Below are 14842 nucleotides of genomic sequence, written 5' to 3' on the forward strand. Positions count from 1 at the left end.
CCGCCCCGATGAGCACCCGCCCGACACCCGCAAGGCTCAGAACACGTACTCGTCCCCGGTGGCCGGAGCCAGCACCTCGTGCTCGTTGTTCTTCGGGTTCCGGTCGGTCGCCCCGCCGTTCCACAGGGTGTCGATCCGCACGACGACCTCGTCCGGCCGCCCCGCAAGCTGCAGTTCGAGGGCGAGCTGCTGCCCCTCCGCCGCGTCCGCGCGCAGCGCACCCGTCCGGCACAGCACGGTTTGCCGGTCGGACTGGAGACAGCCCTCGGAAAGCTCCTGCCGCCCGGAGAGCGACGTCGACGTACGCACCCGCACGGTCACACCGGTCAGGTCCGACGGGCCGCGGTTCTTGCTCTGCACCCAGACCCCGAGCCCCGTGCCCCACAACGAGACATGCCCGTGGTGCGACACATCCGCCTCGGGCGCGATCCCCCCGGCCCCGGGTGCGGCCGCAATCGCAGCCGGGCTCCCCATCCCCACCACCACGATCAAGGCCGTCGCGGCGGCGGCGAACAGCACCGGCACAGCTCTACGTGTCACTACCATGCCCCGAAGATACAGATCACCCCGAATTATCCGTATTTACCCACCGGTTCGGCGCGTCTCCCCTCTCATGGCCCATGGCACGCTGCTTCCATGGTCATCGCCCGCTCTGCCGTTCTGTTCGTCATCGCCGCGCTCTTCGAGATCGGCGGCGCCTGGCTCGTCTGGCAGGGCGTGCGGGAGAACCGGGGCTGGATCTGGATCGGCGCGGGCGTCGTCGCACTGGGTGCCTACGGCCTCGTCGCCACGCTCCAGCCGGACGGCGAGTTCGGCCGCATCCTCGCCGCGTACGGCGGTGTCTTCGTCGCGGGATCGATCGCCTGGGGCATGGTCGCCGACGGCTACCGCCCCGACCGCTGGGACGTCACCGGCGCGCTGGTCTGCCTGGCCGGCATGGCCGTGATCATGTACGCCCCGCGCGGCCACTGACCGCGAGCCTGCCTATCCTGACCCCGTACCGATCAGCTGCCCGAGGAGCCCGTCATGGCCGCCATCCCGATCGCCGTCATCACCGGGGCGAGCAGCGGCATCGGCGCCGCGACCGCCCGCCGGCTGGCCGCCGCCGGCTACCGCGTCGTCCTGACCGCCCGCCGCAAGGACCGCATCGAGGCGCTCGCCGCCGAGATCAACGAGGCGGGCCACCAGGCGACGGCCTACGCCCTGGATGTCACCGACCGCACTGCGGTGGACGAGTTCGCCACGGCGTTCCGGACCCTCGCCGTCCTCGTCAACAACGCGGGCGGTGCACTCGGCGCCGACCCCGTCGCCACCGGTGACCCGGCCGACTGGCGCCAGATGTACGAGACGAACGTCATCGGCACGCTCAACGTCACCCAGGCCCTGCTCCCCGCCCTCACCGAGAGCGGCGACGGCACCATCGTGATCCTCTCCTCCACCGCGGGCCTCGCCACCTACGAGGGCGGCGGCGGCTACGTGGCCGCCAAGCACGGCGAACACGTCCTGGCCGAGACCCTCCGCCTGGAGATCGTCGGCACCCCGGTCCGCGTCATCGAGGTCGCCCCCGGCATGGTCAAGACGGAGGAGTTCGCCACGACCCGCTTCCGCGGCGACACCGAGAAGGCAGCCAAGGTGTACGCGGGCGTCGAGGCCCCCCTCACCGCCGACGACGTGGCCGACACCATCACCTGGGCCGTCACCCGCCCCAGCCACGTGAACATCGACCTCCTGGTGGTCCGCCCCCGCGCCCAGGCCTCCAACGCCAAGGTCCACCGCACCACCACCTGAGACGGGACAAGAAGGGGTCCCGGACGCACCACCCGCGTCCGGGACCCCTCCGCTCAGCCGCGCGTGAAGAACCTCAGCCCTTCACACACACCACCTGCTTGAGCTTGGCGACGACCTCCACCAGGTCCCGCTGCTGCTCGATGACCTGCTCGATCGGCTTGTACGCGGCCGGAATCTCATCCACGACACCGGAGTCCTTACGGCACTCCACGCCCCGCGTCTGGTCCTCCAGGTCCCGCGTCGAGAAGCGCCGCTTCGCGGCGTTGCGGCTCATCTTCCGCCCGGCGCCGTGCGAGGCCGAGTTGAAGGACTTCTCGTTCCCGAGACCCTTCACGATGTACGAGCCGGTCCCCATCGAGCCCGGGATGATCCCGAAGTCCCCGGAGCCCGCCCGGATCGCGCCCTTCCGCGTGACCAGCAGGTCCATGCCCTCGTACCGCTCCTCCGCCACATAGTTGTGGTGGCAGGAGATGACCGGCTCGAAGGTCACCTTGGCCCTCTTGAACTCCTTGCGGACCACGTTCTGGAAGAGCGCCATCATGATCGCGCGGTTGTGCTTCGCGTACTCCTGCGCCCAGAACAGGTCGTTCCGGTAGGCCGCCATCTGCGGGGTGTCGGCGATGAACACCGCCAGGTCGCGGTCGACCAGGTCCTGGTTGTGCGGCAGCTGCTGCGCCTGCCCGATGTGGAAGTCGGCCAGTTCCTTGCCGATGTTCCGCGATCCGGAGTGCAGCATCAGCCAGACCGAACCCGACTCGTCGAGGCAGAACTCGATGAAGTGGTTTCCCGATCCCAGCGTTCCCATCTGCTTCGTGGCACGTTCCTGACGGAACTTGACCGCATCGGCCACTCCGTCGAACCGTCCCCAGAAGTCGTCCCAGCCCGGCGCCCGGAAGCCGTACAGCCGGTCCGGGTCCACGGCCTCGCCATGCATGCCGCGGCCCACCGGAATGGCCTGCTCGATCTTCGACCGCAGCCGGGACAGGTCGCCCGGCAGATCATTGGCCGTGAGGGACGTCTTCACCGCGGACATTCCGCAGCCGATGTCCACACCGACCGCCGCCGGGCAGACCGCACCGTGCATCGCGATCACCGAGCCGACCGTCGCGCCCTTGCCGAAGTGGACGTCCGGCATGACGGCGAGCCCCTTGATCCAGGGCAGGGTGGCCACGTTGCGCAGCTGCTGCATCGCGCCGTCCTCGACCGAGGCCGGGTCGGCCCACATCCGGATCGGGACCTTCGCTCCCGGCACCTCTACATACGACATATTTCCTCGATACCCCCGAAAAGCCTGAAAGCGCAAAACCGGTGCCAAGGTCGACAAATAAGCCGGTCGACCGGCATTCACAGCGGCGCGTGCGATACACATTGTGTCCACCGGTCGCCATCGAGCGACAACCGTTTTTCGCACGAAGGGAGCCCAGGACCGTGCGGCGAATGGCGTACGTACCCGGCACCGCGCTACTGGCAGCGCTTGTCGTCGGCTGCAGTTCCAGCACCGGAACGGGTGGCTCCGCCCCCGACAGCAAGCCCGGCGAGGCGACCGCCGCCGCGGCGGCCCCCGGCAAGTACCGCACCCTTCCCGACCCATGCCGCGCCGTTGCGTCATCCACGCTGAAGGAGGTGCTCCCGGGCGCCGCCGAACTCCCCGAGGACCAGCAGAAGAAGGTGTACAAGGGCGCGGCCACGGTCACCTACGACACCGACCGCCGGGTCGGCTGCCGCTGGAAGTCCGAGGGCCAGGACTCCTCGCACACCCTCTTTCTCGACTTCGAGCGTGTCGTGTCCTACGACCCCTCGGTGAGCGATGACGACCGCGCCCGCGAGGTGTACGCGAAGAAGGAGGAGGCGGTCGGCCTGTCCTCGTCCTCGGCCTCGCCCAGCAGCACGACGGACACGCAGACGCAGTCGCCCTCCGCCTCGGCCCCAGGGAACGACAACGCCGACGGCGAGACCACCACGGACGGCAGCACGGACGGCAGCACCGAAGACAGCACCGAAGACAGCACCGAAGACGGCACCGACGGCAACGCGGGCAGCTCCGGCGAGAGCCTTCTGCCCCGCACCCTCGACACGCTCGGAGACAGTGCATTTCTGGACGATCTGCTCACCCGGGCAGGTTCCACCGCACAGAACCGCACGGTGAGCGTGGTATTCCGCACATCGAACGTCATCGTGACCGTCGAGTACACCGAGCAGCCGAGTGTCTCCACCGTGGTCCCCGACAGCAAGGAACTGCAGGACAGGGCCCAGGCGCTGGCCCGCAAGCTGGTCGACAGGTTCAGCGAATAGCCCCGCCCGGAGCGCCCCGGACCGCCCTCGCCCGCTCCCGCCGAGCACCCGGCCGAGGCGGCATCCGGCCGCCGTCCGTCGTACCGTGGCCCTCCGGAACACCCGCCCGCCCGCCGACAGCGCGCCCGACCGCCTGGCACCCGCCCGACCGCCCGCCGCGCCACCCGAGTGAAGGAACCATGCACCGTTCAGCTCCGCGACTCTCCCGCATACTCGCCTGCGCCGCCGTTCCGGTGATGCTCGTCGTCGCCGGCTGCTCGTCGGACTCCGGCGACAAGAAGGACTCGGGCTCGTCCTCGTCCACCGCGCCGGGCGCGAAGAAGTCGGAAGCGAGCGTCGAGCCGGCGAAGTTCGCCGCGCTGCCCGACCCGTGCAAGTCGATCAGCACCAAGACGGTCACCTCCCTGGTCCCCAAGGCGAAGTCCAAGAACGGCACGCCCGCCAACTCCAGCGACACCGCGTACCGCGCGGGCTGCTCCTGGAACGGCCTCGACGACAACGGTGTGAAGGGTTCCCAGTACCGCTGGCTCGACGTCGGCTTCACCCGCTTCGACTCGGACCAGGCCCTGGGCAGCGGCGACAAGCGCGCCCAGCAGGACTTCGCGAAGCAGGTCGCCAAGGCCAGGGCGACCGAGGGCGCGAAGAAGCTCGCCGAGGCACCCGTCAGCGGAATCGGCGAGCAGGCGACCAAGATCACGTACGACCTCACCAAGACGGGTGAGGACTTCAAGTACGCAACGGTCGTGACCCGCACCGGGAACGTCGTTGTCACCCTCACCTACAACGGCGCGGGCTACGCGGGCGCGAAGGCTCCGTCCGCCGGCGACATCCTGAAGGACGCCGAGAAGGCGGCCAAGGAGGCCGTGGCCGCGGTCGCCGCCTCCGGCACGAAGTCGGACGCCCCGAGCGATTCGACGGAACCGAGCGCCGAGGCCACGAAGAAGACGAGCTAGCCGACGCATCGGCAGGGACACCCAACACCCCTGCCCGGAAGCGGTTTCACAAAGCCCGGTCCTCCCCCGAGTACCGGGCTTCGCCCGCCCCGCGCAACACACCGCGCCGTCATGTGCCAGGCTGTGCCCGCCAGAAGTCGAAAAACGGGGAGGGGAACGCGGGTGGCCGCGATGCAGCTGACACGCACCCACCGAATACTCATCGGGCTCGTGGTCGCCGGTGCGGTGCTCATCGCCGCGATCGGCTTCGCCGGTTCGTACGCGGCGGTGCGCGAACTCGCCCTGCAGAAGGGGTTCGGGGACTTCTCGCTGGTCTTCCCGATCGGCATCGACGCGGGCATCTGCGTCCTGCTCGCCCTGGACCTGCTGCTGACCTGGCTGCGCATCCCGTTCCCGCTGCTGCGCCAGACGGCCTGGCTGCTGACCGCCGCGACGATCGCCTTCAACGGCGCCGCGGCCTGGCCCGACCCGCTCGGCGTCGGCATGCACGCGGTCATCCCGGTGCTCTTCGTGGTCTCCGTCGAGGCCGCCCGGCACGCGGTCGGCCGGATCGCCGACATCACGGCCGACAAGCACATGGAGGGCGTGCGGCTCACCCGCTGGCTGCTCTCCCCCGTGCCCACGTTCCGGCTGTGGCGGCGGATGAAGCTCTGGGAACTCCGCTCGTACGAGCAGGTCATCAGGCTCGAACAGGACCGGCTGATCTACCAGGCCCGCCTCCAGGCCCGATTCGGCCGCAACTGGCGGCGCAAGGCGCCCATCGAGTCCCTGATGCCGCTGCGCCTGGCGAAGTACGGCGTCCCGCTGTCCGAGACCGCCGGAGCCGGCCTCGCCGCCGCGGGCATCGAACCGGCGCTGCTGCCCCCGGCCCCGGACCGGGCCTCGTCCGGATCGGTCGAATCGGCCGAGTTCCAGCCCGAGTTGCCGTACGCCGAGCCCCACCCCCAGCAGTACGAACAGCAGCAACAGCACTCCCACCCCTCGGCCCCCTCGGACCCCTCCGACCCCGAGGAGTGGCCCGAGGAGGGCCCCGGCTCGCACGAGAGCCCGTGGTTCGCGGCGCCCCGGGTGCCGGACGACGCGTACGAGAGTGCGTACGACCCGACGTACGTCGAGGGCCTGGAGCCCACGCCGGTCATGGTCCCGCTGGGCCCCGGCGGCCGCACCCGCCCCCTGGGCAACGTGGGCACCATCGGCGCCGTCCCGGGCCCCCGCTCCGCAGAGGCCGCAGAACCCCAGCCGGAACAGCAGCAGGAGCCCCAGCCCGGGCAGCCGGAGCCGGAACCCCAGCCGCAACGGACGCAACAGCCGCAGCAGCCGCAGGAGCCCGACCCGTCCGAATGGGCCGAGGCCGAAGTCGAGTTCAGCAAGATCGCGTACGAGGTGTTCACCGCGTACACGCACGCGCACCAGGACTACCCGAGCGCGGAAGTCCTCGACATCCACCTCTCGGACGGCCACAACGTCCGTCACCCCCGCAGCGCGGCCCTGCTCCGCCGCCTCCTGCCGGGGTTCAAGCAGCGCTTCGACAACGAGATGGCCGAGAACCACATCGCGTAGAACGGCACGACGGAGGGCCGTCACCCGAACCACCGGGTGACGGCCCTCCGTGCCAACAACCCCTTACGCGCCCAGCAGCCTGCGCACCCGCTCCGCCCCCACGGCCAGCAGCAGCGTGGGCAGTCGCGGCCCCGTGTCCCGGCTGACCAGCAGCCGGTACAGCAGCGCAAAGAACGACCGCTGCGCGGCCTTCAGCTCGGGCGTCGGCTTGGCGTCCGGCTCCAGACCCGCCAGGGTCTTCGGCACGCCGTAGACGAGTGTGGTGAGCCCGTCCAGCGACCAGTGCGAGTCCAGCCCGTCCACGAGCAGCTGCAGCGACCGGCGCCCCTGCTCGTCCAGCGAGCCGAGCAGCTCCTTGTCCGGCTCCTCGCGCACGATGGTGCGGGCCTCGGCCGGGACCTGGCTGGTGATCCAGTTCTCGGCGCGGTCGAGCCGCGGCCGGGCCTCCTCCAGCGAGGTCAGCGGGTTCTCCGGGTCCAGCTCGCTCAGAATGCGCAGCGTCTGCTCGTCGTGCCCGGCCGTGATGTCCACGACCGAGGCGAGCGTGCGGTACGGCAGCGGGCGCGGCGTACGCGGCAGCTCACCGGCGGCCGTGCCGATGGCCCGTGCGTACGCGGCGGCGTCGGCGGGCAGCACCGAGCCGTCGGCGACCTTGCGCGCCAGCGAGTCCCACTCGTCGTAGAGCCGCTGGATCTCCTGGTCGAAGGCGATCTTGAAGGACTGGTTGGGCCTGCGGCGCGCGTACAGCCAGCGCAGCAGCGGCGCCTCCATGATCTTCAGCGCGTCGGCCGGGGTCGGCACGCCGCCCTTGCTGGAGGACATCTTCGCCATGCCGGAGATGCCGACGAAGGCGTACATCGGGCCGATCGGCTGCACGCCGTCGAAGACCTCGCGGACGATCTGGCCGCCGACGACGAACGAGGAGCCCGGCGAGGAGTGGTCCACGCCGCTCGGCTCGAAGATCACCCCTTCGTACGCCCAGCGCATCGGCCAGTCGACCTTCCAGACCAGCTTGCCGCGGTTGAACTCGCTCAGCCGGACGGTCTCGGCGAAGCCGCAGGACGCGCAGGTGTAGTTCAGCTCGGTGCTGTCGTCGTCGTACGACGTGACGGTCGTGAGGTCCTTCTCGCAGTTGCCGCAGTAGGGCTTGTACGGGAAGTAGCCGGCGGAGCCGCTGCTGCCGTCGTCCTCGCTCGCCGCGCCGGAGCCCGCCTCGGCCTCCAGCTCGGCCTCGTCGACCTTCTTCTGCTGCTGCGGCTTCTTGCCGCCCTTGGCTCCCGCCGCCGGGTCCTTCTTCGTCCGGTACCGGTCGAGGACGGCGTCGATGTCGGCGCGGTGCTTCATCGCGTGCAGGATCTGCTCGCGGTACGCCCCCGCCAGGTACTGCTCCGTCTGGCTGATGCCGTCGTACTCGACACCCAGCTCGTCCAGCGCGGCGGTCATGGCGGCCTTGAAGTGCTCGGCCCAGTTCGGGTACGCGGACCCGGCCGGGGCGGGCACCGAGGTCAGCGGCTTGCCGATGTGCTCGGCCCAGGACTCGTCGACACCCGGAACGCCGTTCGGGACCTTGCGGTAGCGGTCGTAGTCGTCCCAGGAGATCAGGTGCCGGACGGTGTACCCCCGGCGGCGGATCTCGTCGGCGACCAGGTGCGGGGTCATGACCTCGCGGAGGTTGCCGAGGTGGATCGGGCCCGACGGGGAGAGGCCGGACGCGACGACGACCGGTTTGCCAGGCGCACGACGCTCCGATTCGGCGATGACATCGTCCGCGAAGCGGGAGACCCAGTCGGCCTCGGTGCTGCTCTGACTCTGAGCCACGGTCGGCACGTCCTTCTCTCTGGTAGGGCTCGTAGGGGCAGTCCCCATTCTCCCAGGTCCCACCGGCAGCGCGAAAACGGCTTTACAGTGCGTGGGATACTGGGCGTCTTCCCTTGTACCTCTACGGAAACGGCAGCCGGCTCATGGCCTCGGTCAATTCCCTCGCTTCCACGCTCCAGCAGCAGCTGGCGGACGCCCTGACGGCAGCTCTGCCGGATGCCGGCACCGCGGACCCGCTGCTGCGCCGAAGCGACCGGGCCGACTTCCAGGCCAACGGCATCCTGGCCCTCGCCAAGAAGCTCAAGGGCAACCCGCGCGAGCTCGCGTCCCAGGTCACGGCCACGATCCCGGCGGGCGGCCTGATCAAGGAGATCGAGGTCTCCGGCCCCGGCTTCCTGAACGTGACGCTCTCCGACAGGGCGATCATCGAGACCCTCGCCGCGCGTGACGCGGACGACGAGGGCCGACTCGGCGTTCCGTACAACAGCGCCGCGGGCACCACGGTCATCGACTACGCGCAGCCGAACGTGGCCAAGGAGATGCACGTCGGCCACCTGCGTTCCGCGGTGATCGGTGACGCGATGGTGCAGATCCTGGAGTTCACGGGCGAGACCGTGGTCCGGCGCCACCACATCGGCGACTGGGGCACCCAGTTCGGCATGCTCATCCAGTACCTCATCGAGCACCCCGGCGAGCTGAACCACGAGGGCGACGCGGCGGACGGCGAGGCCGCCATGTCCTCGCTGAACCGGCTCTACAAGGCCTCGCGTGCGCTCTTCGACTCCGACGAGGAGTTCAAGGCCCGTTCCCGGGACCGGGTCGTGGCGCTCCAGGCCGGTGACGAGCAGACGCTCGCCATGTGGCTGCGCTTCGTCGACGAGTCGAAGATCTACTTCTACTCGGTCTTCAACAAGCTCGACATGGAGATCCGCGACGCCGACATCGTCGGCGAGTCCGGCTACAACGACATGCTGGAGGAGACCTGCCGCATCCTGGAGGAGTCGGGCGTCGCCGTCCGCTCCGAGGGTGCGCTGTGCGTCTTCTTCGACGACGTGAAGGGCCCGGACGGCAACCCGGTGCCGCTGATCGTCAAGAAGTCGAACGGCGGTTACGGCTACGCGGCGACGGACCTCTCCGCGATCCGCGACCGGGTCCAGAACCTCAAGGCGAACACCCTGGTGTACGTGGTGGACGCGCGGCAGTCCCTGCACTTCAAGATGGTCTTCGAGACCGCCCGCCGGGCCGGCTGGCTGAACGAGGACGTCAAGGCCGTGCAGCTCGCCTTCGGCACGGTGCTCGGCAAGGACGGCAAGCCGTTCAAGACCCGTGCGGGCGAGACGGTCCGGCTGGAGGACCTGCTGGACGAGGCGATCGACCGGGCGTCCGCCGTCGTGCGCGAGAAGGCGAAGGACCTCACCGACGAGGAGATCGCCGAGCGTGGCGCGCAGGTCGGCGTCGGCGCGGTGAAGTACGCGGACCTGTCGACGTCGGCGGCCCGCGACTACAAGTTCGACCTGGACCAGATGGTCTCGCTGAACGGCGACACCAGCGTGTACATCCAGTACGCGCACGCCCGGTCCCGCTCCATCAAGCGCAAGGCGGGCGAGCTGAAGTCCCGGCCGCACCCGGAGCTGGAGCTGGCCCCGGCCGAGCGCGCGCTGGGCCTGCACCTGGACCAGTTCGGCGAGGTCGTGGCCGAGGTCGCCACCGCGTACGAGCCGCACAAGCTGGCCGCGTACCTCTACCAGCTGTCCTCGCTCTTCACGACGTTCTACGACCAGTGCCCGGTGCTCAAGCCCGAGGTTCCGGGCGATGTGGCGGAGAACCGCCTCTTCCTCTCGGACCTCACCGCCCGCACCCTGCACCAGGGCATGGAGCTGCTCGGCATCAGGACCCCCGAGCGCCTCTGAGTCCCGTAGGCGCCCCGGCTGGTGCCGTGACCGGCAGAGCTTGCCGGTCACGGCACTAGCATCGGCCGCATGGCGATGTTCGTGCACCTGACACCCACAGCGAACGCGGCGCGCATCCGCCGCTCCGGGATACGGGCCGCCGGCCACGGCCGCGACGGCTCACGGGGCCTGTACTGCTTCCCCGTCCTCCCCTCGTACACCCTCACCCACCAGTGGCTGCGCGAACTGGCCCGGCACGGCGGACCGCGCGGGCTCGTCGCCGTACACATCCGTCTGCCCGACGACGAACCCGTCACCCTGGGCCGCTACAACGCCGCTCCCGCATCCACCACAGCCGCCGAGGCCGTCCGCCGTACGGCCGCCCTGGACGACCCGCGCGGCTGGGAAGTGTTCGTCCCCCGCGCGGTCACAAAGCGCGAAGTGCACCGCCTCCGCACCGTCAGCCAGGTCACCGGCTGGCGCTACTTCCCCGGTTCCAACGGCAGGACGCCCTGCACCTGCTTCGGTTGCCGGGTGCGCGGCGAGTACGGCTCACAGCGCCTGCGCCAACGGCGTCCGCACCCCCTGGACGGCCCGGCACCCGCAACCCCGGTGCTCCTGCGCCGGATCGCCGCAGCGGGCGACCCCGGCTATCCCTCACAACTCACCGAGACCCTCCACTGGTTGGGCATGCGCCGGCGCGGTCCGCTCGGCCAGCTGGCCCACCTCGCCGACCACCCGGATCCCCAGGTCCGCGTGGCCCTCGTCGAGGCCGTCGCCAACTGGTCGACACCGGGCGTCAAGGAACTCCTCCGACGCCTCTCCCAGGACCCGGACGAAGAGGTCCGCGAGGCCGTCGAGTTCGCCGCGCCCGAGGACCAGGACCAGGACAGGGACCAGCCCTAACCGAACTCGCACCACACCACCTTGCCCGGGCTCCGCTCCCCCACCCCCCACAGATCCGCCAGCGCCGCCACGATCACCAGCCCACGCCCGGACTCCCCGTCGGGCTCGCGCACACCCGGCTGCCCGCCCCCGCTGTCATGGACCTCGACCCGCAGCAACTTCCCTTCCTCGCGCAGCAACAGCCGCACCAGAAACCCGCGCCCCGGCGGCACCCCGTGAACCAGTGCGTTGGTGGCCAGCTCGCTCACACACAGCAGTACGTCATCCAGCCGCGCACCGAACCCCCAGTCGGTGACAGCTCCTCGTACGAACTCCCGTGCAGCAGGCACCGATCGGCGTTCGCGCCGGTAGAACCGCTCGCGCAGCAGCGAGAGTTGCATCGTCTCGTTCATGGGACGAGAGTCACACTCTGTGACTACGCTGCTGCAGTACGCGCACCCGTACAGATTTCTTGTACGGGTCGCGCGCGCGTGAAGCAGGCACGTAGGTGGGAGTTCGAACCGTATGCACCCCAGGAAGCGGCAGCGCAAGAACGCGTCGGCGATGAAACTCGTGGGCAAGCTGGTCGGCGTGTTCCGCGTGGCGGCCGGCCTGACCCAGGCCCAGCTGGCGGACCGAGTGGGCCACCAGGTGGAGACGATCGCCTCCATCGAACAGGGCAGGCGCGCGCTGCTGCCGGACCTGGCCCGCCAGTTGGACCAGTTACTGGAAACGAAGAAGGCACTGGAGACGGCGGTGGACAACATGCCGGAGATCGACCTGATCCCGGCGTGGGCGGAGCAGTACATGGACTTGGAGCGGTGCGCACTTGCCCTCTGCTTCTTCGCAAACCAGGTTTTGCCGGGCCTGCTTCAGACCGAGAACTATGCCCGCGCCGTCTTCGACAGCCGAGTTCCCACGTTCAGCAGGGAAGAGATCGATTACCACGTCGGCATGCGCCTGGAGCGTCAGGAGATCCTGCACCGCAAAGTGCCCCCGACCACCAGCTTCGTCATCTCCGAGGCTGTCCTCCGAGACCGGCTCGGAGGCGACGAGGTGTACCGGGAGACCTTGCGCCACCTTCGCGCATGCGCCGACCTGCCGGGCATCACCCTCCAAGTCATCCCGCTCGGCCGACAAACTCACGCGGGGCTCGACGGGCCGTTCATCCTGCTGGAGACACCGGACTACCAGCACATCGCCTACACCGAAACTCAGCGCGGCAGCCAACTCATCTCCGACCCGGACGAGATCAGCATCCTCGCGCAGAGGTATGCGATGCTGCGGACGCAGGCCCTCAACACCGAGGAAACGAGGGACCTGTTGGACCGGCTGCTAGGAGAGCAATGAGCACCGCACGTGAGTGGTTCAAGTCCAGCTACAGCGGCAGCGATGGCGGCGAGTGCCTCGAAGTCGCCTACGAATGGCACAAGTCGAGCTACAGCGGCAGCGAGGGTGGCGAATGCGTCGAGATCGCCGCGCACCCCGCCGCCGTGCACGTCCGCGACTCCAAGAACCCCGACGGCCCCGCCCTCACCCTGGCCCCCGCCACCTGGTCGGCCTTCGCCGCGCACGTCGGAGGCTGAGCGCCGGGAACGAACCGGGCCGGACGGCCGATTGTCAGTGGCGGCCCGTACGCTCACCGGCATGGCGACGCTTCCGAACCCGCTCCCGTCCCTGGCCACGTCAGGGCTTCAACTCCCGCCAGGATCACTGGTGGACGCCACGGCCGACGGCCCGTGGCACGAACCGCTGCTCTGGTACGCGGACGGCCCCGCGTCCCCTGGGACGTGGGCCGGGCTGCGTGCGGCAGGCCGGGCGGTCGGGCTCCTGCCCGTACTGATCGACGGCGGGAGACGCGACCAGTGGCCCGACACCTGGGACCTCGCCCCGGACCGGACGTCCTACCCGGGTGATCACGACGCCGAGGAGGTGCTCGGCGAGTACTGGGCGGATTGCGCACCCGACGAACTCGACGCCGAGGACGGCGAATGGCCGGGCCTGGCACCCGCTCCTGCCGCCGACGGACCCGACACCCCGGACGACCTCGCGGCCGAGGTGGCCGACCAGTCCACCGGCCCGGAAGGCTGGTTCCCCGGCGCACGCCTCGCGCTCGTCCCGGCGCGGCGCAGCGCGGACATACCGGCGGCGATCGGCTGGTCGGGACCGGTCAACCACGAGGACGACACCGCCCGGCTGTGCGCAGTGCTCCGCTCCTGGGAGGACCGCTTCGGCATACGGGTCGTGGCGCTCGGCTTCGACACCCTGACCGTCTCGGTCGGGCGCCCGCCCACGACCCCGGCGGAGGCACGGGCGCTCGCCGCCGAGCACTTCGCGTTCTGCCCGGACAACATCAACCAGAACCCGCCGTACGACCTGGATGTGTACGCCGAGAAGATTCTGCTGAACCAGGAGACCTGGCACTTCTGGTGGGACTGAGTACGACAGCTCATGCGGCGTCCCCGGACGCCGAGTTGACTCGTACGCATGGCCGAAGCAACCCCACAGCCCCGTCCCTCGCACGCCTGGATCGCGTCACTGATCTCCACGGTCGTGACGCTTCCGCTCGCGTTCGTCGTCCTGGTCTTCGGCGGGCTCTCGCCGATGGCCTGCGACTCCTGCTCGGAATCCGGCTCCGACCGGTTCGACACCAGTTTCGAAGCCGCTTGGGCCGTTCTCAGCTGCGGCCTGGTCCTGGCCCTGATCGTGCTGATCGCGAGCTGGGTGTTCAAGAGGCGCAGGCCGCCGACCTGTGTCTCGCTCGCCGTGCTCGCCCCCGGCACGGTCGTCATCACGTGGGCGGCGTTCATGGCCCTGATCGACTGGCCCTGAGCAACCCTGGAGGCCCCGGCCATCCACCCCGCCCCCGCGGGGAGTTCGAACAATCACCGACCGGACTCTACCCATCGGTAACCAAGGGTTGGCACGATGCGCACGACGCAACGGCCCCACCCCTCACCCAAGGAGACCGACATGGCGGCATTCGGCCGGCTCAAAAACATCGCCACAACCGCGCTCCTCACCGCGGCACTCGCCACGGGCACCGCGCTCCCGGCACTGGCCGCGACCCCCACCGCAGCCCCCGCCCCCGCGACCACCACCGCGACCGCGTCTGCGACTTCGGCTTCGGCGAAGCCGGACTACGCGACCTGGCAGGCAGACATCGCCGCCGTCCTGGACCAGGCGGACGCCTACGTCGACGGACGCACCGCCTCACTGCCCGCCGGGGAGAAGCCCGCCATCGTCCTGGACATCGACAACACGTCGCTGGAAACGGACTACTCGTGGGCCTTCCCGACCCCGGCGATACACCGGACCCTCGCCCTGACGGAATTCGCCCACGCCCGGGGCGTCAAGATCTTCTTCGTGTCGGCCCGTCCGAACTTCATCGAGTCGATCACCCGGTACAACCTGACGTCGGTCGGCTACCCGGTCGACGGCCTCTACGGCCGGTCGATAGGCGACCTGTTCTCCGAGGTCAGCGCGTTCAAGACGGCCCAGCGGGTGAAGATCGAGAAGAACGGCTACACGATCATCGCCAACATCGGCAACAACACCACCGACCTGACTGGCGGCCACGCCGAACGCACCTTCAAGCTCCCCGACTACAACGGCGAACTCTCCTGAAGACGCTCTCACCGCGTCCTCGCCCTGCCC

Annotated in this window: 16 protein-coding genes; 12 read left to right on the forward strand and 4 right to left on the reverse strand. The window is 69.7% G+C overall.

The window, feature by feature from the left end; all coding sequences use genetic code 11:
* Window positions 1-36: 36 nt before the first annotated feature.
* Window positions 37-546 carry a hypothetical protein gene (locus tag OG507_RS17410; RefSeq protein ID WP_327368111.1) on the reverse strand — a complete coding sequence of 170 codons (510 nt, stop codon included), beginning with the start codon at window positions 544-546 and terminating at the stop codon, window positions 37-39.
* 90 nt (window positions 547-636) lie between these two features.
* Here OG507_RS17410 and OG507_RS17415 point away from each other — a divergent pair, with 90 nt between their 5' ends.
* Entirely contained in the window at window positions 637-972 is a 336-nt protein-coding gene (locus OG507_RS17415; protein WP_327368112.1) for a YnfA family protein, read from the forward strand.
* 54 nt (window positions 973-1026) lie between these two features.
* Complete coding sequence (locus tag OG507_RS17420; RefSeq protein WP_327368113.1) at window positions 1027-1788, forward strand: SDR family NAD(P)-dependent oxidoreductase; 762 nt, start codon at window positions 1027-1029, stop codon at window positions 1786-1788.
* A gap of 73 nt (window positions 1789-1861) precedes the next feature.
* Here the strand turns inward: OG507_RS17420 and OG507_RS17425 are convergent, their stop codons facing one another.
* Window positions 1862-3055 carry an RtcB family protein gene (locus tag OG507_RS17425; RefSeq protein WP_327368114.1) on the reverse strand — a complete coding sequence of 398 codons (1194 nt, stop codon included), beginning with the start codon at window positions 3053-3055 and terminating at the stop codon, window positions 1862-1864.
* Between the two features lie 170 nt (window positions 3056-3225).
* On the opposite strand from OG507_RS17425, the gene OG507_RS17430 reads away from it, so the two are divergent.
* From OG507_RS17430 to OG507_RS17440, 3 genes are all read left to right on the forward strand, one after another.
* A complete protein-coding gene (locus OG507_RS17430; protein WP_327368115.1) occupies window positions 3226-4080 on the forward strand; it encodes a DUF3558 domain-containing protein in 855 nt (284 codons plus the stop codon).
* A gap of 179 nt (window positions 4081-4259) precedes the next feature.
* Window positions 4260-5033 carry a DUF3558 family protein gene (locus tag OG507_RS17435; protein ID WP_327368116.1) on the forward strand — a complete coding sequence of 258 codons (774 nt, stop codon included), beginning with the start codon at window positions 4260-4262 and terminating at the stop codon, window positions 5031-5033.
* Window positions 5034-5195: 162 nt separating this feature from the next.
* Window positions 5196-6593 carry a DUF2637 domain-containing protein gene (locus OG507_RS17440; RefSeq protein ID WP_327368117.1) on the forward strand — a complete coding sequence of 466 codons (1398 nt, stop codon included), beginning with the start codon at window positions 5196-5198 and terminating at the stop codon, window positions 6591-6593.
* 63 nt (window positions 6594-6656) lie between these two features.
* Here OG507_RS17440 and lysS read toward each other — a convergent pair whose 3' ends face one another.
* Complete coding sequence (gene lysS / locus OG507_RS17445) at window positions 6657-8420, reverse strand: lysine--tRNA ligase (protein ID WP_327368118.1); 1764 nt, start codon at window positions 8418-8420, stop codon at window positions 6657-6659.
* 134 nt (window positions 8421-8554) lie between these two features.
* Here lysS and argS point away from each other — a divergent pair, with 134 nt between their 5' ends.
* On the forward strand, window positions 8555-10321 hold the full coding sequence (argS, locus tag OG507_RS17450) for an arginine--tRNA ligase (RefSeq protein WP_327372009.1): 1767 nt from the start codon (window positions 8555-8557) through the stop codon (window positions 10319-10321).
* A gap of 69 nt (window positions 10322-10390) precedes the next feature.
* Entirely contained in the window at window positions 10391-11206 is an 816-nt protein-coding gene (locus OG507_RS17455) for a HEAT repeat domain-containing protein (RefSeq protein WP_327368119.1), read from the forward strand.
* Here the strand turns inward: OG507_RS17455 and OG507_RS17460 are convergent.
* A complete protein-coding gene (locus OG507_RS17460) occupies window positions 11203-11598 on the reverse strand; it encodes an ATP-binding protein (RefSeq protein ID WP_327368120.1) in 396 nt (131 codons plus the stop codon). The two genes, OG507_RS17455 and OG507_RS17460, sit on opposite strands and share 4 nt — an antisense overlap.
* 112 nt (window positions 11599-11710) lie before the next feature.
* Between OG507_RS17460 and OG507_RS17465 the strand changes: the two genes are divergently transcribed.
* From OG507_RS17465 to OG507_RS17485, 5 genes are all read left to right on the forward strand, one after another.
* The gene (locus OG507_RS17465) at window positions 11711-12535 is read left to right on the forward strand and encodes a helix-turn-helix domain-containing protein (protein WP_327368121.1); all 825 of its coding nucleotides are present in this window, start codon (window positions 11711-11713) and stop codon (window positions 12533-12535) included.
* Window positions 12532-12771 carry a DUF397 domain-containing protein gene (locus OG507_RS17470; RefSeq protein WP_327368122.1) on the forward strand — a complete coding sequence of 80 codons (240 nt, stop codon included), beginning with the start codon at window positions 12532-12534 and terminating at the stop codon, window positions 12769-12771. Before OG507_RS17465 ends, OG507_RS17470 begins: the two co-directional genes overlap by 4 nt.
* A gap of 61 nt (window positions 12772-12832) precedes the next feature.
* Entirely contained in the window at window positions 12833-13624 is a 792-nt protein-coding gene (locus tag OG507_RS17475) for a DUF4253 domain-containing protein (protein ID WP_327368123.1), read from the forward strand.
* A 48-nt stretch (window positions 13625-13672) separates the two neighbouring features.
* Window positions 13673-14017, forward strand: coding sequence for a hypothetical protein (locus OG507_RS17480; RefSeq protein ID WP_327368124.1), 345 nt, complete (start codon window positions 13673-13675; stop codon window positions 14015-14017).
* Window positions 14018-14158: 141 nt separating this feature from the next.
* The gene (locus tag OG507_RS17485) at window positions 14159-14812 is read left to right on the forward strand and encodes an HAD family acid phosphatase (RefSeq protein WP_327368125.1); all 654 of its coding nucleotides are present in this window, start codon (window positions 14159-14161) and stop codon (window positions 14810-14812) included.
* Window positions 14813-14842: the final 30 nt, after the last annotated feature.

The organism is Streptomyces sp. NBC_01217 (assembly GCF_035994185.1).
Taxonomy (GTDB): Bacteria; Actinomycetota; Actinomycetes; order Streptomycetales; family Streptomycetaceae; genus Streptomyces.